Below are 20,754 nucleotides of genomic sequence, written 5' to 3' on the forward strand. Positions count from 1 at the left end.
ACGTAGCGCGACAGCATATCCAGCTGATCCATCGGCACGTAGAGCTGGTCGCCCGGCCCGCCCCGCTTGCTGGGCGCGTACTCCAGCACCAGGTATTCGCGGCGGGAGGCATCCGGCCCCTTGCCCACGGTGCGTTCCGTCATCTTCACGAACTTGCCGATGCCGTGGGAATCGTGCACCACCAGATCGCCCGGCTCCAGCGCCAGCGGGTCCACGCGGTTGCGCTTTTTCGCGGGTTTGCGCTTGCCCGTGGCCTTGGCGTCCACACGGTTGCCGGTCAGGTCCGTTTCCGTGAAGAACAGCAGGCTGGGGCGCTTGTCGTCCCCGGCGAAGGGGAACACCAGCCCCTCGTAGGCCACCGCATGGTAGATGCTCACCTGGTGCGGTGCGGGCTCGTCGGCGGTGGTGTGCTTGGACTTCCTGATCCGTCCCAGGCCACGACTGCCGCTGAGGTCCACACCGATCGCCTCGGCCGCGATGCCGGCTTCTTGGAAGCGCCGCAGCATGCGAGCCGCCACGGCTGGCGTCGGGGCTGCGAAGGCCACCCTTCCGCCGGATTCCACGCGCTTGCGGATGTCGCTCATCAGCGCACCGATGGCCTCCATCTCGCCGTGCGGTCGGGGCGCCGAGTCGTAGTTGAGCTCCAGAACATCGGAAGTGTCGGCGTCAAAATCCGCCATCCCGAGCGTAGACAACGTCCACCAGGGCCGCCCCAGCTTCTGCTGAACCTTCTGCACCGCGTCGATCGAAAGGTAAGCCACGCCCTCCATCGGCGCTGAACCGCCCATCGCCGCAACATCCCAGCCTGCCTCGAGGAACTGCTGGCCGGTTTCGCGCAGGTCGTGGGCGCGGCGTTCGACGGCCGCGGGTGCCATCACCAGCGTGTGCGTACCTTCCGGCATGAGCTCCGGCAGTGCCACCAGCTCGCCCGTGTGCAGCGCCGGGATCAGCGATTCCATCCCCTGCACCTGGATTTTCTGGCTGATCTTGTCGAGGATCTCGGCCAATTCCGCGTTGCCGGCATGCTCTTGGGCAAGGTTCTTTGCTTTGGACGCCACCTCATCCGTGACGACCAATTCCCGGCACGCATAAACCATCACCTGATCCGGCTCCACCCCGGGGATGGTCCGCTGGTCGCCGACACTAAAGGCGCGCACTTCCGTGATCTCATCGCCCCAGAAGTCCACGCGGACGGGCATTTCCTCGGTCGCGGGGAAGATGTCCACGATGCCGCCGCGGATGGCGAAGTGGCCGCGTTTACCCACCACGTCCACGTGCGTGTAGCCGAGCTCTTGCAGGCGGTGGGTCAGGGAGTCGAAGTCGATCTCCTCGCCCACCTTCAACCGCACCGGGGTGACTTCGCCCAGGTTCGACTGCACGGGTTGCACCGCCGCACGGGTCGGAGCTACCACCACCTGCAGATCCTCGTCCCCCTCGTGTAGGCGACGCAGTACGCGCATGCGGGTGGACACTGTCTCCACGGCCGGGGAAAGCTTCTCGTGCGGCAAGGTCTCCCACGACGGGAAGAGCTCCACCCTGTCGCCCAGCATGTAGCGCAACACCGTGGTGAGGTCCTGGGCCTGGCGCCCCGTGGCAGTCACCACCAGCAGCGGGGTGCGCTGCGCCAGCGTGCCGACCGCGAAAGGCCACGCGCCCTCGGGGGCCTGCATGTGCAGGGAACGCTCCCCCAGGTGCGTCATCATCCCGCGCAGTTTCCCGTCCTGCGCAGCAGCTTTCAGCAGCCCTGCCAGGCTAGGCGCCGGATTCGGAGAGCGGTTGGCGTTGGCTTTGGGCGTGGCGGTCTGACTCATGGCCAACAGTTTATCCTCCACGCCACACTGCGGTTTATGCGCCCGGTTGGGCGTGCTGTAAAGTGTTCGCTGCACATTAATATGTGCGCTTCTCCCATGGTGTAATTGGCAACACTACGGTTTTTGGTACCGTCATTCTAGGTTCGAGTCCTGGTGGGAGAGCTTTTTACCCCCCGCCTCCGATCAGCGTAAATGCTGGTCAGGCGGGGGTTTCGGTTTCTTTACCACCCCCGCTAGTTAAGCCTCTTTAAGCCTGTTTTAGTCCCTTATGTCGTGGAATTGTCGTGGCGAAAACGTGCCACACAAACACAAAAAGACCCCCACCACGGGGAGCCAAAGCTCAAACCACATGATGGGGGTCTATGGGGGATCGCTGCACGGGATCTAAGGGCGCTATATATTGGCGGGGCTGCACCCTCCCCTCATGCAACAAATTCAGGCTGTCACAAAGTTTTCAGATCATCGGCTATCTCATCCGGCACATCCAGCCGATGATTCGGATGATCACGCAGCCACCGGCGAATCGTCTCAAGCGCAGCCCGATACCGCGCCCTCAAATCACTTAACTGCTGCTTCACACGGGTCATGTCAGCCCGAAGCTCCTCAATCTGCTCCTGTTGCCCCGCGAGCCTTTCATCCGCATACGCCTTAGTCTCCGCGAGCAGCCTCGACCATTCCTCCGCACGAGTAGATACCTCCGCCGATCTCTCCTGCGACCGAGCAGAAATACGCTGACCAAGGAGAGTAGACAGTGCACCAACTAGCGCGACAATCACTGTACCGAGCACTGTCAGGAGCGCGCTCACAAGCAATCACTCTCCTCTCGCCAGTCGCACCTCTACCGCCCGCCCTCGACCAAACGCCCAGACCACCAACAAGCAGATGAGGTAATACGAAAGTGCGCTCACCCAGGCACGACCAAGTCGATCATCGAAAAGCTGGCCAGCCATGAACGAAGTACCCCACGACGCATGCAGACCAACCACCAGTCCCACTGCCATGGGAGCGACCTGCGGTACTGCTACAGCCACCAGGCAAAGCACCCCAACCAGAATCCAGATCCCCGCCCAGAAATGGGGCTGCAGAATCCCCTCCAAGTAGTGCGCTGGAGGACGATCCGAGGACACGAACCCTGGCAGGTACGACACTCCCCTGGCCATCGTCGCGATCCCGCAGATCACTAATCCAGCGGCGTCAGAAGTAAACCACGACCAATCCCTGTCATTCTCCCGGATCATGCTTCTGCCAAACCGGGATATGTCCCCTCAAGAGCCTCATCCTCAGCAGCATGACGCGGAACGTAGCCAACCTGCTGCTGGTACGTCCGAGCAGCCTCAGCGATCACAGGGAGCGACTTGAGCACTTCAGTGAGGTTGAGCCCATCTAGCCCCGACTGTTGATCCGGAGCCTTGGGGAGGTTCGCAACTGCAGTGCCGCCCGTCACAGCTGCTCCCGCACCAGCGAGTGTGCCAAGCAACGCAGCCAGCTCTCCGAAGCCCAGAGTCGTTGCTACGACAGCCGCCACACCAACCAGTGCGGAAATCACGTACACGATAAGTCGAACCCAGCCCATGGGCGTGAGTTTCTGATTCATGCTATTTCCTTTCCATTAGTTTGATCAGCGCATCGAGCTTCTGCTCAATACGCTCGACTGCTTCCTTTGTGATGAACGCGTGTGCATCCGCATTAAGTAGGGCATCAATTGGTCGCATCGTGACTTTTGACCCTGGGACTCGGGAGGTGTACCGGCGTGTGATCCTGTCAAAATCTGCCATTGCTTCCTTCCTCGGAACTGGCTTCGGTGGAGGTTTAGGTGCAGCGACCTTCGGGGCCTTGACCAGCTCGTCGTAGAACCGCTGCGCCTCCGCCATAAACCGAGCGTGATACTTCCCGCCCGGTGCGAGATGGTAAGGGCAGCCCGTGCTCGTGAACTCCTTATGCCAACGAATGTTGGTTCCACTGTTGGGGCGTCCGAGCTTGTAGTAGCGGCAGACTGCGGCAGCTAGCCGAGCAGCTTCTCGGATTGCGGTATCTGCAATCGGCCAGTCAGCTCCAGCGCCTGCGGAATTGCTAACCTCGATGCCGATTGAAGTTTCGTTGATGTGCTGGTTAGCTGCGTGCCAGGCAGTGTTGCTATCCCACACGAGTTGGCCGATTATTCCGTCAGATTGCACCTGGTAGTGCGCCGAGGCTGGCCTGGTTTGCCACACGTTCCAGATCTGGTCGACGCTTAACACCCCGGCGTTGTGGTGGATGACGACTCGTTCGATTTTCTTTCCATTGCGCCCCTTGGTGAAGTGCTTGTTCATGAGCTTCACCCTGTCGGGTTGTAGGGTGCGCCAGCTTTTCATAGTTTGTCTCCTGATATGACTAAACCCCCGCCGAAAAGCGGGGGTTGTTAGACCTTTTTCCAGCCCTGCGGGTAGTCACTTGGCGACCACACGTTGCTATCTATCGTGGACTCATACACAACCCCCTGATAGGTGACGCGATCCCCAATCTTGTACGCGTCATGTGCGCCCGTGGGCTGCTTGAACTCCGGGGGCTTTGCCTCCGGTGCCTCCTCGCCCGGCTTGGCTTCCGCCGACTCCCCAGCGCCTTCACTGTCAGCGTCAGCTGTGGCGTACTGGTCGGTTACGTCTTCCCAGATGAAGTCGTACACTCCCGGCGCGCCTGGTTCCCAGGAATTGAGGTTAGTGGTGGCGCTTCGCCAGACTCGTCCGTTGTGTCGGACGATCATGTCGGCGGTGTACATTTTCGCGTGGTCTGTTCCGGGGTTATCCCACGCTGGAATGCTGTCTGGGTTGGCCTTTGCTTCTGCGTCGGTTGGGACCTCAAGTGGTGGTAGTTTGCCGTCTTCGCGTAGTTGCTCGACGACTTCGGTTTGCGCCTTCTCGACCGCGGGTAGCGCCGCGCGGCGTTTACGTTCGTCGGCTAGTGCCTGCTGTAGGTCGAGTAGTTGGTCTTCGGTGTAGGTTGTTAGGTCAATCATTTTTCCTCCTTAAATTGAAAGCCAGCAGGACACGTGGTTATAACCAGGATCCACGGACTGGTATGTGATGTCCCCCTTACTGTCGCGCAAGGCAGACCCTCCCGTTCCCGGCCTGCTTAACGGGTAGGACACTTCATTAGGGTTCGACGGCGACTGCTGTTCCTCCCACACGTACCCCCATGGGAATCGAATCGCTGGGGAGTTTTCGCCTCGCCATGTGGGCATAGCTCCGTGGGTACCGAACCTGAACTCCCTGCCGTTTGCAACATGCTCGTTACGTAGGGACAGTGTTACCGGCGTGTTGTATCCGTGGTCGATCAGCCCGGTTTCGCCCGCACCGCCACCTCTATCTGGGAAGGTATTCGCACCGCCGCCGCGCGCTCGGTGTGCGGTCACCCACCTAAACCCGTCCATTGCGGGTAGGTTCTTTGCATTATTCGTATAGAATACGGCCTCTAGCGCACCGTAGGTGATCGCCTGCTTGATAGGCTCAAAGTCCCCACCACCGTGAACATCCCCGGCCTCCTCGCCTACCTTAAAGGCTGCCCATTCCGGCGCGGCGCTTACGGAACCGCCCTGTGCGGACTCACTGCCCTTCAGCGCGCCGCCGTTCGTGTCCGTCGTTACGTCCACGCCGTCTACCCACATGCGCGCACGGTAGCCGTACCAGTCTTTGCTTGCGCATACCATCACTACGGGCGTGGGTGAGGTTACGCCGGACTTTTGTAGTGTCATTGTTGCGCGGTTGGACTTGATCGCCGCCCGCACAGTCCCGCTTGTGTTGCTTAGGGTGACCCCGCCGATGGCGACTGTTTTGCCTGCGGGAACCATCGCCGCAACCGTCCAGCTAACACCTAGCTCCGGTGCCGTGACGCTAGTCGCGCCCTCCCAGGTGGTGAAACCCTTATAGTCGAAATATCCCTTCAGCACGTCGGTTTTCTTACGGCGCTGCCACACTAGCGAGGTGCCCGCGTACACGGCAGATATGGGCGCGCCGCCCACGTAAATCTCTTTAACCCCGCTTGTTCCAATATTGATAGGCACGCCCTACTCCTTCACGAAAGTGATTACGTTGGACGCCGTACCGGACGATGGGGCGGACGATGCTACCCGTAGCTCAAAATCGCCCTTCGCCAACGGCTGCACCGCACTATCCACATAGCTTTTATCCGCTTTATCTCGAACCGCGCCGTCCACATAGGCTTTATTAGCCGCGTGATGCTGGTCTGTCACAGCCACGGACTGAATCCAAATAGACCCGTCCGTACCCGTCTTCACCAACTGGTTTGCCGATCCCCTGCGGGTGATCTTGTTTGCCTCAGTACCCACCGCATTAGCCGCCAGCCCCTGCACCTCCGCGACGCTCTTACGCGCCTCCAAATCCGGCGACAACGGGGATAGCATAATGTCCCCCACCATCAGCTGCGCGTTACGCTCTTTACCACGCGAATGGTTCGGATACCACCGGCCAACAACCAGCTTCGACGCGGACGGTCTGAACCTAATCACCGTCTCCCATAGCGTCCACTCCGTCGGCACCTCCGCATCGCCAATGAAATAGCTTGCATCGCTCGCGCCAATAGTGCCGGACTCCACGCTCAAGGTCTGCGCGCCCAGATCGCCGTGTTTCCGCACTTCAAGATAGGTTTTCTGTCCCGGCTTATCGGACTTAATCCACACCGCAAAGTAGTAGGGTACACCTGGGGTTACGCGGAACGCCCGCTCACTAAAAACAGTGTTCTTCGTCATCGTGTAGTACGCGCCCGGCGGAACACTACCGTCCACCGTTTTCTCCAACCCAGACGCAACCGCCCACGCCTGCCTATCTCCCTCAAACGGGATAATCGACCCAGACAGCGGGGACACCACGCGTGGCTCGTCAGACGTGCCGCCCAAATCGCCCGCCAGCTTAATAGACCCGAACGTCGTATCCGTAGCCTTAGATGCGTCGCCAGGATCGCCCTTATAGCCACGCGGACCTGTCAGCGACGGACTAGTCTTGCCATTAACCGTCAGCTTGTCGCCGTCCCAGGACGTAGAGGAAGCGATAGTCGCCGCCCGGTCAGCGTCGGCCTTAGCGGACGTGGCGGACGCGCTCGCCGCCTTCGCGCTACTCACCGCCTTACCCGCGTCAGCCTTCGCCGCGCTAGCGCTAGATGCCGCGACACTAGCAGACTTACCCGCCGCGTCGGCCGATCCCTTAGCTGCGTCAGCCGACCCCGTGGCGGACTCCGCCGCGGACTGCGCCGCTAGACGGTGCTCACGAGCCACAGACGCGGACGTGGCAGACTCGCCAGCGGATGCCTTAGCCGCATCAGCAGAGCTTTTAGCCGCGCTCGCGGAATCAGTTGCAGACTGCGCGGCCGCACTAGCGGACTCACTAGCCGTTTTAGCGGAATTAGCGAAACTAGAGGCGTCGGAACGCGACTTATCGGCGGCCTTTGCGGAACCGTCAGCAGACGTAGCGGACTCACTAGCCGCGTCAGCAGACTTGCCTGCGCTCGTCGCGGACGTGGCAGCCTTGCTGGCGTCGGCCTTGGCCGCGCTCGCGCTAGACTTGGCCGCACTCGCGGACGAAGCTGCAGCCCTGGCGGACTTGTCGGCGGCGTCAGCGGACGAGGACGCAGACTCCGCCCACCCCTCGAGCTGCCCTGCACCGCGAAACGCGGAAGCGATGCGGCCAGCCTCGTCTGCAGCCTTGCGCGCCTCTCGCGCCGCCCTCTTGACCGCGCTAACCTGCTCCGGCTCCCATTCATAGACGTTATCTAGCAGCTTGAGGAAATCTACCTTGGCCTCATCTGGCACATCGACTCGCACATCGTGGGTTACACCGTTGCCCTGGATCGTTAGCTGCACTGGGCCAGGCTCCACATTCTCGATCGTGAAGCGCCCGCCCTTGATCTCCGCGACCTTCGGCTCGCCCGTTACAGCGAACGTGCTACCTGGGCGCAGCTTCAGTGCGCGCAGCAGCACTGTACCCTCGGTGGGCACCGAATTTACCGAGGCTAGGCTTCCGTTGATAGTAGCCATCACAAACCACCTGATTCCTATTCGTTCGGGACTATCTTCTGGCCGGGCTCAATCGCCCGGTTATCGTGCTTTATGGCAAAAAGGTTCGAGTACAAGGTGCCCCCTAGGAAGCGCGTATCACTGATAGCCGAGGCGCGCACACCCACGAAAACGTTCGGGCGATCTACTACCACAGAGAACACCACAGTCGCGGTCTGCCTGCCGCCGATGATCGTCAGGTCTGTGGCGCGCAGCTCGCGCAGTAGGGAGTTAGCTGGCGGCGACTCGTTTTTAGTCCACTTATCTCGACTCACGAAAAGATGAACGTCCACCTGATCGTTAGATAGTGCGTCAATTCCACTCTTATCGTCCTTTGTGACAGTTGCGTACACCGTCCATAGTCCGGTTTCTTCCAAAATGATGCCGCCGTCAGGGTCTACCTTCGCACCCCTCGATGGGCCAAGCTGCCCGCCAAACGGCAGGAAGCGCCACTTGTAGCCCGAAAAGACGTAGCCAGAGCTGGTGTAGACGTTAAGCGTCTGGTAGGCCGATGCGTATCCGCGCACGCCGTCCAGTAGTTCTACGCGGTCATTCAAAGTGGTCTGGTAGTCCCGCACCTCCACGCCAGCCTCTTTGACGGGGTTGAAAATGCTGCTTAAGCTGCCCGCGATCCCGCGCAGCCCCTCTTGAAAAGCTTTTCCAATACCGCCAATGATGTTCGTGAAGAAGTTCTCGCGCCCCTCACGCCACGGCAGCAGCGCCTGCGACCTGATCTCCGCCCGCGCGGAATCTTCGGTCACAGACTGCAACGCCTTCACACTCGACGGGGTATACGCACCGCTCGGTACCGGCTTTGAATCGTCAGGGTAAACACTCACTACCCCACCCCCCTATCTAGCGCCCTACGCAGCGCCTCCCTATCCTCATCAGACATGGAGTCCACCACCCGCTGCATCTCGTCAGACTCCGGCGGGTGGTCTACCCACCGGCCACCGGCTGCACCGTCGAACACGCTCACGCCGTCACCTGGCACCTCGTACCAGATTTCCTGCTTGTCACTACAGTGCCTAAAGCCAGCTAGATACAGGTGCTTAGACCACTCCCGCAGGATCGCTTCAGGCACCAACAACGGCGCGCCAATCGAGTCTCCAATATTTAGCAGCGCCCACAGGAAATGTTCGTCCGGCTTGTCCATATCGCACTTATCTTGTGTAGGTAGCCCCATGGCTAAATCACTCCTAGATCATGAATCGCGCCCGTCACCTCGCGGATACGCTCAAGCGAGTGCTCCACCGGGTCTTCAACATCGTTCGGGTCGCCAACAGTAATCTCCCACTCATGCGGGGCGTCAGCGCCCCACGACAGCTTCAGCTCCTTCACCTGCTCCACTACCGTGTAGCCATCAGGCGCGCCCGGCACCTCGCCACCGACACGATCACCGAGAAAGAAATGCCCTTCGCCGTTTTCGCCAATGAGGTATGGAGAAGCATCACCAATCCTCATAGAGTGAGAGACTCGCTGCCTAGTGCGCCAAAACTCCGCACGAATCGCCAACAGGCTTGAGAGCGTGTAGGCCCTATCTCCGCCCGAACCGAAGTTCTCGTAATAGTGTGACCAGCCAAGTTTTCGCGTGCGTAGCGGACTCTTGACAGTCTGGAAGGCTAAGAACACGTCCTCATACAGTGGCGCGAGTAGGGCGTCAGCAGCACCGCCGAAATCAGGGATAAAGAAGTACCGCGAAGCCAAAGCGCCAGCCAGCTTGATCGACGCGCTAATCCCCTCGTTTACTCCGGGCATAGAGTGTCCGCCGACCGTCACCTGCCCCACCGTGGCTGGCTGCCAGGTGAAGCTGGTGGACTCTGCTGTATTCTGCCCATCGCGGACGTTCGTGCGGTAGGCGATCCACGGCTTTTGTGGCGCCACACCGAGGAAGCCTGAAACCTTGTACTGCTCCGGCTCCGAGACGAACTCGAGCGCGGCGCGCGCCTCATCGACGAGGTTGTCTGCAAGCTCCAAGCCACTACGGATAAACCCGCCCGCAATAGTGCCGCCGATCGCCGTTTCGCTAAACCAGCCAGACTTGTCCACAATGTCGATAACCAGCTGCCCCGGCCTATATAGCCCAGCGCCGAACCACGGCTGCGGGTCGCCCGGAAACCATCGGCGACACTCCACCATCAGCTGCCCGTCGCCCAATGTGGTTTCCGCCATATCCAACCAGTTCTTAAATCGGCTCACCAGCACAGTCCACTTGGAATCATCAAGCAATAGCGACGAAGGCTTGACCACGATAGGCCACTCTTTGTAATTCAGCCCCTGCAGCCACGAGCGTGCCGACAGTGGGTCATCAGGTAGCGACCACAGATTCCCCTGCAGTCGGAACAGATTCAGGAACAACGAGAGCTTCAGGGTGTAGACCGACGGCCCAGCCAAGATGAACTGCTTCGGAAACTGCACCGCCGATGGAGTCAGCGGGTTAGACCACACCTGAATGTGGCGCAGCTCCTCCATGTCGTGCAAGAAGTTCAGGGTAACGCTACGCACCCCGTTCTCGTCCTGCTCCGTCACAGCATCAGACAGGCGACCGGTCCACCGCGCGCCGTCCTTGTCCACTCGAACATGGACGTTCTGCTTCTTACGCCGCCAATGCTCGATAACCCACTTCGCTAGGTGATGCTCATACGGCAAGACGAGCTGGCCAGCACCCACCGCATTGAGCTTCCACTCGAACGAAGCATCGTAGAAGCCAAGGCACCTAGCGACGAGCTGCCAGTCGCCATCGTAGATGTAGACCTCCGGCTCCTTGCGGCGAATATCTGCCCGCCTCATGCGACGAGACAGGGCGGCCTCGTAGATTGAGTCCAGCCTGTCCAGATCAGCGTTAGCCACCACCTACACCTCCTCTACTCCATACCCCACGGGCGAGACCACTTGTGATCCACCCTGACCTGAGCAGTTGCCCCGGCCATGTTGTTTGTCTGCCCCCAGGCGTTAATGAGCCGCCCGGCGATGTAGTCCACGTTCAGGAAATCCAGAATCGGGTCACCGATCTTCTGCAGCCATGGCGGGCGTTTCGGGTTGTATAGCGCCTCATGGATCACCTTCGCCACGTCTTCAGGCGTGCGCCTAAACACCTGCTCTTTGCCGAGCCTCTTCGCCCACCTAGCGATCTCGCTAGCAATCCACTCACGCCAACCCGGCGGCAACACCACCGGCAGGTTAGGCAGCGGATCGACCGCCACCGGAATCTGCGTGGGCGCCGTGCGCGGCGGGATCGGATTCTGGAAGAACTGCCCACCCATCTCCGCCCAGAGAAGCGTGTCATCGTTGGCGGTGATCAGCTCCTCTAGCGGATCAGTATCCACCACAACCTCACGCCCGAGCGGCTGGAACGGTAGAACGATCGTGCGATCCTTCTCGTCATCCTCGCGGAACGACACGTCAGGCAGAATGAACTTCGCCGGAGCAGTTAGTACCCACTTCGGCCACGTGGGCACATCGCCAGGGTTGCTAACCGTTACGGTGCTGCCGTACCAGTTCAGGCCGTCGAATACGTACTCGTCGCGCTCGTGCGCCGAATACCAGAACGGGTCTTCGGCTGTAACTACAAACTCGGTCAGGCTAGCCGCGTGATAGTGCGGGTCTTTATCCCACTGATACGACGGAGCCTCGCCTAGACGCACCTTCAGGCGACGCTCGCCACTCATTGTTGAGCGCACCACCAGCTCGGACTGCTTGTCGTAGTCCAGCGCGCGACGGAAATCAGAGTCAATACGCGCCCACTCTGTCGAGGAATCCGCAAAGATCAGTACGCGCAGCACGATGTTGCGCTCCTCCATGCGGAAACCCCGATAAGTGGTGCCCGCCTGACCTGCCCGTGGCTTGAAATGAGTCGTGGCGGGAGCGTCGAACAGGTCGCCGACACTACCCTCCACCATCACCACAGGGGAATGCGCCGAGCGTGGCCCACTGATATTCCAGATCGACCCGTCGGCACCATGGAGTGAAACATCGACCGAATCGGCAAAACCCATTTACCTAACCCCCTTCGCGCCTGCAGACTGTTTCGCCTGCAGCTTCCTATATTCACTAAACGCACGCTGCGTTGAATCCACAACGATCTTGACGGACTGTCCAGGGTTGGCTGCAGCGCTAGCGGCAGCAGCAGGCGCACCAGAGGTCGCCCTAGCGATAGACGCCATACCAGCGCTAGCCAGCTGTGGTGCCGTGCGTGCCATCTCCTCTGCGGACTTCAGGGCGAGCGGAACCACGTCCCCGCCCCTCATTGTGTCCAGGATCGCCCCAGACCAGCCAGCCTCGAGCAGGTCAGCAACCGGGTTAGACTCGCCGCCATCTTCCACAACGGCCTTATTGGCCTCCAAGGCAGCCTTGACCGCCGGAACCTCCTTGAGCGCAGGCAGGCCGAACACGTTGCGCACATCTTCCAGCTGCCCCTCGATCAGCCCAGCCGCGATAGACGCGCCCACCTCGTCAGGCTTGACCTCCTCCTTCTCGGGGGTAGCCTCCGTGGACTCTGCCTCGCCGCCAGCCTCGTTGGCCTTGGAACCCTTCGCCTTCGGGTCGTCGATCTCGACCGGCTTATCGACCTGCTTCACGCGGATACCGTTGGCGAACTTCTCGATCTCGCCGACCATTGGCTTAGCGACCTGCGCCCACTGTTCGTTCGACAGGATCGACTTCTTGAGCGTCTGCCACTGGGCATTAGTGAACACAGGCTCCGGCTTGCCCGTCTCGTTGTGGACACGGGTCACGCCCGGCTGTAGATAACCGCCATTGTCGTACCAGTTGTTCGCCTCCCAGAAACGACGAGCAGCCGACGGGTCACCATAGCGATCCTTGATGTACCGCGCGCCCGCGTTAGCCTGCACAGCAGCATCTGGGTTGCGGTCAGGCAGGTACTGCTGCAGAGTGCCTGAGGACGGATTGAACTGGAACAGGCCGAACGCTCCCGAGGACGGGTTGGTCGCCGTGGTGTTCCAGCCGGACTCGCGCCCGATGATCCACTTCGCGTCCTCCCACTGCTGGCCAGTCCAGCCGTGGCGCTTGAACACTTCCTGCACCTTGGCCATAGTGTCGCCGTTCACGCCAGACAGGTCGACGTCACTCGACCCACCACCGCCAATCGGGAGCTTAGACTTAATCCAGTCCCACATGGTCGAGGCGGCTTTCTTCAGGAACTTGCCCGGCACGGGAGCCCATGGCCCAACCTTTTCCTTGAACTTCGGCAGAGCGTCGATGACCTTGTCCCACGCGGCCTTGGCAAGCTGCGCGACCGGGTTGCCGCCGCCAGTGATACCGAAGCCCCCGGAAATGAACTCGCCAACGAAATCTCGCAGCGTGAACTGCTTCGTGAAGCTGCGGTCATCAGAGCCGAGCGCAGAGCCGCCGATCTGCACACCCTTGCCGCCGCCCGCGGACTCCATGTTGATGCCGCCCAGGGTGCCAGCCATGTGACCGCTGTTCACGCCAACAGTGACGGGGCCAGACAGGCCGGGCGACCAGCCCGGAGGGGTGCTACCCATGAAGGTGTGGGTAGTGAACAGGCGACCGCCGAACGGGCCACCATTCAGGTGGCTAGTGATCGCAGACCACAGGCCAGAACAGTCGAACGACGGGTTGCCCACACCGCCCCACTGATACGGCTTGCCATGGTGCTTACGCGCCTCCGCCTGGGTACGGCGAATCTTATCGTCCCACGTGCCACCCTTCTTGAAGGCGATAACGCCGCCCGTGTGGAAACCTGCACCCTCGCCAAGCTGACGCCTCACGGCGTTAACCCCGCCGCTGCGCGCAGTGCGATTCATCGCTTCGACGGCTGCTGGGCCACCTATGGCGCGAGTCCATTCGGGGCGCATGATCGCCTCGCCACCAGACAGGGCGAGCTGACCGCCCGTGGGCGAGTAGAAGGCGTGCACGTCACGGCCAGGGGTGTAGCCAGGCAGGACACCGCCCTTAGCGTATTGCGCTACGGGGCCAAGAGGCTTGAGCTTCTTATCGTCGAGGCCGACGAATCCCGCGACCGCGTTCCATGCCTTGCGAATACCGTTATTGAAAACGGTGTCCACAATGAACGCGACGGGCTTGCGGGCGATATTGCCGATGCGATCCCAGGTGTTCTTGATCGCGTCGACAGCGGTACTAAACCCTCTCTTAACCCAATCAAGACCAGTCCTGATCTTGCCGAACACATGGTCATTAATCCAGTTGGCGACCCTACTTAGGACTCCCGACATATCGCGCCAACGGTCGCCGATCCACTGGAAAGTGGGCTTAATGACATTGTTGTAGAGCGTCTGTAGCGCGGTCTTGAGCGCGTCCCACGCTACGCGAATGACGTTTTCCCAAATCCACTTAATCCCGGTTGCCATGATGTTCCAACCGTTCTTAATGTGGTTAAAGATGGGCTGCAGGACGTATGTCCACATGAACTGCGCGGCGATCTTCAGAGCGTCCCACGCAGGGCGAATAATGCCCTCCCAGTGCGCCTTCATACTCAAGGCCAGCAGGTTCCACGCACCCTTAATAAAATCGAAAACTGGTTTCAGCACACTATTCCACAGGAACTGCGCCGCGACCTTCATTGCGTCCCACGCGGGCTTAATGAGCGCATTCCACGCCCACTGGAAAACCGCAGACATGGCCTTCCACGCCAGCATGATAGGCGTGATCAGAATGGTCAGCACGATAGCTGCCACCCACTTAGCCATAGTGGCGAACGCGCTAAGTGCGGGCTTAATGTAGGACTCCCACATATTCGACACAATGCCGCCCAGCTCCGAGAACTTCTGCGCCATCCAGTCAATAACCGGGCGTAGGAACTCCATGAACTTAGCCCAGATTTTCTTGCCGGTCTCCGTCTTCGTGAAGAACCACGTCAACGCAGCAATAGCCGCCACTACACCGGTGACAATCGCGCCGATCGGGTTAGCCTTGATGGCTAGACCAAGCCCCTTAAAGCCGCGCGCGGCCATTCCGATAGGGCCATTCATCTTCACTAGCGCGGAACCTGCAGCCTTCGCGTTCTCCTTCACGAGCAGCGACGCTTTACCGAAGGTACCTACGTTAGGTGCAGCCTGTCCGGCGTACTTCCACGAGTCCTTCAGCGCCCCGCCGAAGTTCTTCACGAAACTAGTGCCCTTTTTTGCCGCGTCATAAGCGCCTTTAGCCTTATCGCCAAACGCCGTCAGACCTTTATTGGCGGTCTTGAGCGTATGGAAGCCGACAAAGGCTGTGACGAACGCATTCACTGCGCCCTGGTTATTGACCATGATGTCCGCTAGCTTCTCAAGCGCAGGCACGAGGATACGGTCAATCAGAGGTGTGACCGCCTCGAGCACCCCCAGCAGCGACACCATGGAGGCAGTCATGCCAGCCTCACCTAGCGACGCAGCGACACGTGCCAGCGGGGTGGCCATGCGCAACGCAGCATCAGCCAGCGTTCCGAAGTGCTGACCTAACCGGCCAAACATGCCCTCGGTCGCCTGGCCATTGAAGCCGCGCTGAAACTGATCCCACCTACTCTTAACCGCGTCGATAGCTTCGATACTCTTGTCACGGTAGTTGAGAATGTTTGTCACTAGCGCACTGTTTTCCGATAGTGCGTTAGCCTCATCACCGCCCGCAAGATTGACACCAATCTCCTTGGTGTACTCGCCGGTCGAAAACAGCTCAAGGAAGCCCTTCAGCTTGTCGTTCGCCACGTCGATACGGTCGGAGATGTTGTTGAATACTGCAGGGGCGGCGTTAAACGGGGCGCTAAGAATCGTCTCACCCAGACGAGCCCACGCAGCGCCAATGTTCGCCAGCGAGCCAGTGAATGTATCGCCCGCCTTTAGCGCTTGGCCGCCGATAGTCTCGTCCATCGCCTTTTGCAGGTCATCGAACGAGATTTTGCCCTCGGAGGCCATTTTGCGAATTTCTTCAGTCGACTTACCCATCGACTGCGAGAGCGCCTGTGTAACTGGAATAGCGTTCTCTTCCAGCTGCATGAGCGTATCGCCCATCACGCGGCCACTATTGATCGCCTTCGTGTAGATGGGGGCTACATCAGCGAAGGACTTGTTAGCGAACGACGCGGAGTCGCCAATGGTCTTAAGGACACCGGTCAGCTCCTTGCCGGGCTTAATACCGCCTGCAAGAGCCATAGCGGCAGCGTCGGCAGCTTCAGACGTGGAGAACGCGGTTCCCTTCACCGCAGCCGTCACATCGTCCATGAGTGCAGACTGCTGCTTAGCGGTATAGCCCAGCGCCTCGAACTTCACCTTCGCCTGCTCGATAGCGTCAAGGCGATCAAAGCCCTTCTTCAGAGCAGTGCCAAAAGCGGCAGCGGCGGCACCACCAGCGGCGAGCGCGCCAACCTTGGCGGTCTTCTTCAGGCCGCTGGTGATCTTCTCGCCGAGCGCGGAGCCGGTCTTTTCACCCTTAGAGGCAATGCCCTTAAGCTGCTTGTCGATCTCCTTTTGCATTCCCTTAGTGCGGGGCGAGATCGTAACCCACGCCTGCGCTAGCTCAATACCAGCCACCTGATGCTCCCTAATCTAGAACTTCATGCCCAGCAACTCCGCGAGCCTCTTCGCGGGAATCTTCGCCCCGCCATGCTTCTTCTTGCCCGGCTCCTGCATGCCTGGGCGGGGGATCGGCTTAGGGCGATTGCGCCCCTTGGAGCCGTCCTTAGTCTTGAACCACACGAGAATGTTCGTTAGGTCGACGAGGTTCGCCGTTAGGTGCTCTTGCACGCCCCATAGCGCCTCTTCGCCGGTCTCTAAGGCGTGAAACGCCGACCCCTTAGGGGAATGCTTGACGAAAACTAGTAGATCGCGCCACGAGTAATCCAAGGCGTCAGGATCGAGGAACCACCGCAACCGCATACCTACGCGGATCAGGTCGGCCTCGATGCACTCCTTCTTGCCTGGATCATCGAGGACGTCTACTAGTCCTCGGATTCCCCCGTGGTCACCTCGGAGGCCTTCTGCCACGCCTCCAACAGCTCCCCGATCTCATCAATGCCCATAGTGTCGATGATCTCTAGGGTCTTCTCGTCAGCCGTGGATTCAAACAGTAGGAACGCCTGCTCGGACTCGTCAGCCTTACGCATGCGGCGCATCGTGCCGAACGGCAGCTTGTCGAACCGTGGCAGCTCGATGTTCTTGCCGTTGAAGTCGTAGTTGAATTTGTTTGGATTCTTCTTCGTTGCCATCGTGTGCCTCCAATAGAAAACGGTGTGCCTAGAAAATTGAAAGATGAAAAAGAGGGGGCGAGGACGGCACACGGAGTCCCCGCCCCCAAGGGGGCTACTTGTTAGGCGCGGCACCCCCACGCGCCGATCTAGCCATTTAGCCCTCGGAGTTGCCCGGATCCTCGGGGCTAGGGGTGGAGTTGCCGGGCTTAGCGTCAGGCTTCACCTGGTACTCGTAGCCCTTGTTGCCGTCGGCGTCCACGAACGCCTCGATCGTGACCTCCATAGAGATCACGTCAGAGTGAGTGAAGTTGCGGTCGCCAGTCTCAGTGATCTGTCCGTCCGGAACAACCAGGCGAATCTTACGATCTGCGCCACGGTCGAAGACCTCAATAACCCAGGTCTTGTGAGGCAGGATGTCAGAGTTCTTCTTCACCAGAATCTGATCACCCGAAACCTCGACGTTCTCGTCGCCGTAGATCAGCTTCAGAACCTCCGCGTTGCCCAGCTCAAGGAACGTGAAGCTGTAGGTAACGGTGTGGTCGTTCTGGATCACGCGGACGGTATCGCCGCCCCACGCCTTGATCTTGTCGGTATCGCGCTCGTTAGCCTCCGTTACACCGTCCTCGCCGATGAAGCCAGCCGGGACGAAACCAGCAGCTTCGAGGTCGGTACTAGCGTCAGGCAGAGACGCAGTATCGGTAATGAGGTCGCCAACCCACAGCCCGCCAGAGCTATCGGGAATGCCAACCAGAACATCTTGAGTGTTACCCAGTGCCATGTGAATATTCCTCCTTTAGGAATCAGTGATGTTGTTTGTTGCCAGCCGAAGCTCGCCTGTGAATTGGTAGCGAACCCTGTCCACGTCTGGCTGCGGGTAGTTCACTGGTCCAGCAACTTCTCGCCAAAACCGAATACCCGCGTCAAGTACTTTTTCGCCCGCGCTGCCATCAAGCACCACGCGAGCCTCGTTGGCCAGCTTGGCCGCCGTGCTACGGCTCTTGGAGTAGCAATTAACCCCAATAAGAGCCGCGTCGGTTACTTCATTTCTCCGCACCCCACCTAGGCGCGTAATACGCACATAAGCGCTTGGAATGTCCCTAGGTGGGGTGATGTATACCGGCACGCCTAAACGCTGCCTAAGCAGCGTTACAGCCACCATTTCAGCGTCAGGAATCACGACCTACCAGCCCCTAACGCCTTCAAGAGCGTGTCGTTGGTCGCCTGATCTCGACGCGCGTCACCATCGCCTGTGGCAACGAACGCACGCCAACGATCAGCCGTACCCGGCGAGCCGGACTCCATTACGTAAGTGCCCCTGCCGTTAGCCTGCGCAGACTGCTGCACCGCCCGCGCCTTCTCGTCAACAAGACGCGCCACACCCGGCGACTTACGCAACACCGCGTAGGCGTGCCAGTTATGCCACGTCTTCATGAGACCCCCTCGATAGCGTCACCTTGTCCAGGCCAACGCTCCCCCATGGACCATGATCCCAGTTGGCTACTGGCCCATCGACACGAAACCAGCCAACACCAGGAAGATAAATCTCATCTTCAGGCTGAGTATTCGCACCAACGGGAATAAACGCCGCAGCGTCGTAGTCAACCCGGTACATGTGCCCATCAGTACCTGGCTCCTCGCCACCCGTGAGCCACCATGCGGCGACCGCAATAGGTTCAGGCTCGCCGAGCATGTAGACAGGGTCGCCATCCTCGTTGACCGCCTCCATACCGCGCCGCAATTGCAGAGTGTGCTTCACTGGAAAATCCATCACGCCCACCCCGTCGAATACGGCCCGAGCAAGTACTTCTCCGGCCAGGTCGACGGCCAATCCCGATACAGCTCGCGTGCCTCGTCAGGGAGCATGTCTACCGAGTAGACGCGCCGTGAGGCGGAGTCTGCGAGCCGCTTCAGTAGCGCCTCCTCGGACGGGAAAAACATGGACGAGCGCTGACGGTAGGACTCTTGAGTACTGAATGGCCCCATCGTCTTTGACTGTGAGGCCACGCCGCCAGCGCCTGCTTCTCCCCAGCGCACAATCGCGCCGCGGATCACACCAGCCGCTGCGTCCTGCGTATCCTGGTCAGCATTCTTCAGCCCCGGCGCAATAGTGACCGCCATAGCCACGGCATCGCGGATAAACAGCTCCGCCGTCTCGTCCGTGATGTCGAGGCCGTAGGCGCGCAACTCGTCAGGGGTAATTTCGATTGCCATAGGCTCCCCCTTCCGTCATAGTGACGCTATCGTCTTACGCGCCGGAACCCGGAACGGTATCGCCCGGCTTCACGAACTTGACGAAAGCGTCATCCTTCATAATCGTCCAACCGAACATGATCTCCGCGATGAACGCCACGGAGTTGCGGCGCTGCAGGTCGCCGTTGCCCAGCGGGTCGCCGTACTCGATACGACGCAGCGGAATATCCAGTGCGCGACCGAAACGGACCTGCTGCCAATCGCCACCAATAGCCAGAATGTTCGTATCCGCAGAAGCATCAACACGGCCAGACACAGTCTTAGCGACCGCCACCGGCAGGCCAGCGAAGGTAGAGATGCCCTGGCCGCCCATGTTGATCTCCGGGTAGAGGCGGCGGCCTTCCTTGTCGCGCGCGTTAGCGATGTAGGCGGCAAAGCGCGGGTCGGCAGCAAAGCCGTCGAAGTTGCCGTCAGCCTCGTTGACCAGGCCGTAGCCCTCCCACATCGCCTCATCGACCGCTTCCGGTTCAGGCAGCTCGATCTCATGTGCGGTTTTGGTGACGTATTCCTGACCGGACAACTGACCACCGTCGATAGCCTGGCGGCCATGCAGGACAGCCAGGTCGATCTGGCGAGCCAGGGCACCGGCTGCCTCCGCACCAATCTGCTCGAGCACGTTCACTGGGTTAGTCTCGATAGCCTCCATGGTGAACTCCATGCCGACCACAGCCTTGATCGGTCGGAAGCTCTTAGCACCAATCTGCATATCGGACTGCTTCTTGTTCTCGCCCTCGCCGATGATCGCGGCAGCCGGACGCTTAGTCAGCGTCGGAATAGTGTTCTCGCCCAGAATCACCGGGTGCGCCTTAGACAGGCGCGGAACGACCGCCTCTTCCAGTGCGTCCTTCCAAATTTCCTGGGACAGGTTCCGTGGCAGGGTATCCTGCCCGCCCTTGCCGCCAATCAGAGAGTTGAGCTTTTGCGTAGCCATTAGTGTGTTCCTCCTTCAAGGAATCGTGTGTTTGTGGCTTGGTTTTATTAGCGAGGGCTAGCTGCCTGCCAACATGCGGCGCGCGTACGCCTCGGCAGACGATTCATTCTCATCGCGCCCTACGTTCTTCACGTACGCGCCCGTTGCTGGTGCCTGCGCGGCCACATACTCCGCAAGACGCTTGGCGTGCGCCTCAATCGCGTCCGTATCGTCGCCTACGAGAAGATCGGCCGGTACGCCATGCTCGCTAGCCGCCTTAGCTTTCGCGGCCTCTAGCGCGCTCTGGTGGCGTTCCTGTTCTAGCTCCTTAACGCGGTCGTTCAGCTTTTCTACTTCGCTACGAGAGTCGGCAGCCTCCGCCGCCTGCTTCTTCAGCTCCTCATAGTCCGCGTACTTCGCCCGCTCGCGCTCTAGGCGCTTGGATAGGATCTTGTCCAGCTGTTCCTGGCTTGTGATCGCCTCGAACCCGCTATCGGCATTGGCCTCATCGGCCTTCGCGTCAGCGTTAGGCATGTCGTTAGGTGTTGGATTGTTAGACATAAAGCCCCCTTCAAATCACCGC

The 20,754-nt window shown here is 59.9% G+C and carries 21 protein-coding genes and 1 tRNA gene; 1 reads left to right on the top strand and 21 read right to left on the bottom strand.

Annotation, left to right across the window (positions count from 1 at the left end; translation table 11 throughout):
• Positions 1-1,811 (bottom strand): CarD family transcriptional regulator (locus Q0331_RS09355; protein ID WP_298076083.1); only part of this gene is annotated, 1,811 nt, incomplete at its 3' end.
• Positions 1,812-1,901: 90 nt separating this feature from the next.
• Between Q0331_RS09355 and Q0331_RS09360 the strand changes: the two genes are divergently transcribed.
• Positions 1,902-1,973, top strand: a tRNA-Gln gene (locus Q0331_RS09360).
• 281 nt (positions 1,974-2,254) lie between these two features.
• On the opposite strand, the gene Q0331_RS09365 is transcribed toward Q0331_RS09360, so the two are convergent.
• The 20 genes from Q0331_RS09365 to Q0331_RS09460 all read right to left on the bottom strand — a co-directional run bounded on the left by Q0331_RS09365 (position 2,255) and on the right by Q0331_RS09460 (position 20,732).
• The gene (locus Q0331_RS09365) at positions 2,255-2,617 is read right to left on the bottom strand and encodes a hypothetical protein (RefSeq protein ID WP_298076085.1); all 363 of its coding nucleotides are present in this window, start codon (positions 2,615-2,617) and stop codon (positions 2,255-2,257) included.
• A gap of 428 nt (positions 2,618-3,045) precedes the next feature.
• Complete coding sequence (locus Q0331_RS09370; protein ID WP_298076086.1) at positions 3,046-3,405, bottom strand: hypothetical protein; 360 nt, start codon at positions 3,403-3,405, stop codon at positions 3,046-3,048.
• Between the two features lies 1 nt (position 3,406).
• Positions 3,407-4,120, bottom strand: a complete 714-nt coding sequence (locus Q0331_RS09375; RefSeq protein WP_298076087.1) for an N-acetylmuramoyl-L-alanine amidase — start codon at positions 4,118-4,120, stop codon at positions 3,407-3,409.
• Between the two features lie 89 nt (positions 4,121-4,209).
• Positions 4,210-4,803: a carbohydrate-binding protein gene (locus Q0331_RS09380; RefSeq protein WP_298076088.1), complete on the bottom strand. Its 594-nt coding sequence runs from the start codon at positions 4,801-4,803 to the stop codon at positions 4,210-4,212.
• Between the two features lie 9 nt (positions 4,804-4,812).
• Complete coding sequence (locus tag Q0331_RS09385) at positions 4,813-5,847, bottom strand: hypothetical protein (protein ID WP_298076089.1); 1,035 nt, start codon at positions 5,845-5,847, stop codon at positions 4,813-4,815.
• A 3-nt stretch (positions 5,848-5,850) separates the two neighbouring features.
• Positions 5,851-7,833, bottom strand: coding sequence for a hypothetical protein (locus Q0331_RS09390; RefSeq protein WP_298076090.1), 1,983 nt, complete (start codon positions 7,831-7,833; stop codon positions 5,851-5,853).
• Between the two features lie 17 nt (positions 7,834-7,850).
• The gene (locus Q0331_RS09395; RefSeq protein ID WP_298076091.1) at positions 7,851-8,690 is read right to left on the bottom strand and encodes a hypothetical protein; all 840 of its coding nucleotides are present in this window, start codon (positions 8,688-8,690) and stop codon (positions 7,851-7,853) included.
• The gene (locus Q0331_RS09400) at positions 8,690-9,037 is read right to left on the bottom strand and encodes a DUF2744 domain-containing protein (RefSeq protein ID WP_298076092.1); all 348 of its coding nucleotides are present in this window, start codon (positions 9,035-9,037) and stop codon (positions 8,690-8,692) included. The genes Q0331_RS09395 and Q0331_RS09400 overlap by 1 nt, the downstream gene beginning before the upstream one ends.
• Before the next feature lie 2 nt (positions 9,038-9,039).
• On the bottom strand, positions 9,040-10,701 hold the full coding sequence (locus tag Q0331_RS09405) for a phage tail protein (RefSeq protein WP_298076094.1): 1,662 nt from the start codon (positions 10,699-10,701) through the stop codon (positions 9,040-9,042).
• A 14-nt stretch (positions 10,702-10,715) separates the two neighbouring features.
• On the bottom strand, positions 10,716-11,846 hold the full coding sequence (locus Q0331_RS09410) for a hypothetical protein (RefSeq protein ID WP_298076095.1): 1,131 nt from the start codon (positions 11,844-11,846) through the stop codon (positions 10,716-10,718).
• Positions 11,847-16,355, bottom strand: a complete 4,509-nt coding sequence (locus Q0331_RS09415; protein ID WP_298076096.1) for a tape measure protein — start codon at positions 16,353-16,355, stop codon at positions 11,847-11,849.
• A 15-nt stretch (positions 16,356-16,370) separates the two neighbouring features.
• Complete coding sequence (locus Q0331_RS09420) at positions 16,371-16,808, bottom strand: DUF5361 domain-containing protein (RefSeq protein ID WP_298076097.1); 438 nt, start codon at positions 16,806-16,808, stop codon at positions 16,371-16,373.
• Positions 16,763-17,029 carry a hypothetical protein gene (locus Q0331_RS09425; protein WP_034985963.1) on the bottom strand — a complete coding sequence of 89 codons (267 nt, stop codon included), beginning with the start codon at positions 17,027-17,029 and terminating at the stop codon, positions 16,763-16,765. Before Q0331_RS09425 ends, Q0331_RS09420 begins: the two co-directional genes overlap by 46 nt.
• Positions 17,030-17,165: 136 nt before the next feature.
• Positions 17,166-17,789 carry a hypothetical protein gene (locus tag Q0331_RS09430; protein WP_298076098.1) on the bottom strand — a complete coding sequence of 208 codons (624 nt, stop codon included), beginning with the start codon at positions 17,787-17,789 and terminating at the stop codon, positions 17,166-17,168.
• Positions 17,790-17,804: 15 nt separating this feature from the next.
• Entirely contained in the window at positions 17,805-18,188 is a 384-nt protein-coding gene (locus Q0331_RS09435) for a hypothetical protein (protein ID WP_298076099.1), read from the bottom strand.
• A complete protein-coding gene (locus Q0331_RS09440) occupies positions 18,185-18,442 on the bottom strand; it encodes a hypothetical protein (protein ID WP_298076100.1) in 258 nt (85 codons plus the stop codon). The genes Q0331_RS09435 and Q0331_RS09440 overlap by 4 nt, the downstream gene beginning before the upstream one ends.
• Entirely contained in the window at positions 18,426-18,749 is a 324-nt protein-coding gene (locus Q0331_RS09445; protein WP_298076101.1) for a hypothetical protein, read from the bottom strand. Before Q0331_RS09445 ends, Q0331_RS09440 begins: the two co-directional genes overlap by 17 nt.
• Positions 18,750-18,778: 29 nt before the next feature.
• Positions 18,779-19,222 (bottom strand): hypothetical protein, encoded by a 444-nt coding sequence (locus Q0331_RS09450; protein ID WP_239317977.1) that lies wholly within the window; start codon positions 19,220-19,222, stop codon positions 18,779-18,781.
• Positions 19,223-19,256: 34 nt separating this feature from the next.
• Positions 19,257-20,192 (bottom strand): phage major capsid protein, encoded by a 936-nt coding sequence (locus Q0331_RS09455; RefSeq protein WP_051876253.1) that lies wholly within the window; start codon positions 20,190-20,192, stop codon positions 19,257-19,259.
• A gap of 57 nt (positions 20,193-20,249) precedes the next feature.
• Positions 20,250-20,732 (bottom strand): DUF4355 domain-containing protein, encoded by a 483-nt coding sequence (locus Q0331_RS09460; RefSeq protein WP_298076102.1) that lies wholly within the window; start codon positions 20,730-20,732, stop codon positions 20,250-20,252.
• Positions 20,733-20,754: the final 22 nt, after the last annotated feature.

The sequence above is a fragment of the uncultured Corynebacterium sp. genome (assembly GCF_937999985.1).
Classification (GTDB): Bacteria; Actinomycetota; Actinomycetes; order Mycobacteriales; family Mycobacteriaceae; genus Corynebacterium.

Coding starts and splice junctions, on each gene's coding strand:
- Q0331_RS09370 (WP_298076086.1), bottom strand. CDS start 3,405: ATGAATCAGAAACTCACGCCCATGGGCTGGGTTCGACTTATCGTGTAC.
- Q0331_RS09375 (WP_298076087.1), bottom strand. CDS start 4,120: ATGAACAAGCACTTCACCAAGGGGCGCAATGGAAAGAAAATCGAACGA.
- Q0331_RS09380 (WP_298076088.1), bottom strand. CDS start 4,803: ATGATTGACCTAACAACCTACACCGAAGACCAACTACTCGACCTACAG.
- Q0331_RS09390 (WP_298076090.1), bottom strand. CDS start 7,833: ATGGCTACTATCAACGGAAGCCTAGCCTCGGTAAATTCGGTGCCCACC.
- Q0331_RS09400 (WP_298076092.1), bottom strand. CDS start 9,037: ATGGGGCTACCTACACAAGATAAGTGCGATATGGACAAGCCGGACGAA.
- Q0331_RS09410 (WP_298076095.1), bottom strand. CDS start 11,846: ATGGGTTTTGCCGATTCGGTCGATGTTTCACTCCATGGTGCCGACGGG.
- Q0331_RS09425 (WP_034985963.1), bottom strand. CDS start 17,029: ATGGCAACGAAGAAGAATCCAAACAAATTCAACTACGACTTCAACGGC.
- Q0331_RS09430 (WP_298076098.1), bottom strand. CDS start 17,789: ATGGCACTGGGTAACACTCAAGATGTTCTGGTTGGCATTCCCGATAGC.
- Q0331_RS09440 (WP_298076100.1), bottom strand. CDS start 18,442: ATGAAGACGTGGCATAACTGGCACGCCTACGCGGTGTTGCGTAAGTCG.
- Q0331_RS09450 (WP_239317977.1), bottom strand. CDS start 19,222: ATGGCAATCGAAATTACCCCTGACGAGTTGCGCGCCTACGGCCTCGAC.
- Q0331_RS09455 (WP_051876253.1), bottom strand. CDS start 20,192: ATGGCTACGCAAAAGCTCAACTCTCTGATTGGCGGCAAGGGCGGGCAG.
- Q0331_RS09460 (WP_298076102.1), bottom strand. CDS start 20,732: ATGTCTAACAATCCAACACCTAACGACATGCCTAACGCTGACGCGAAG.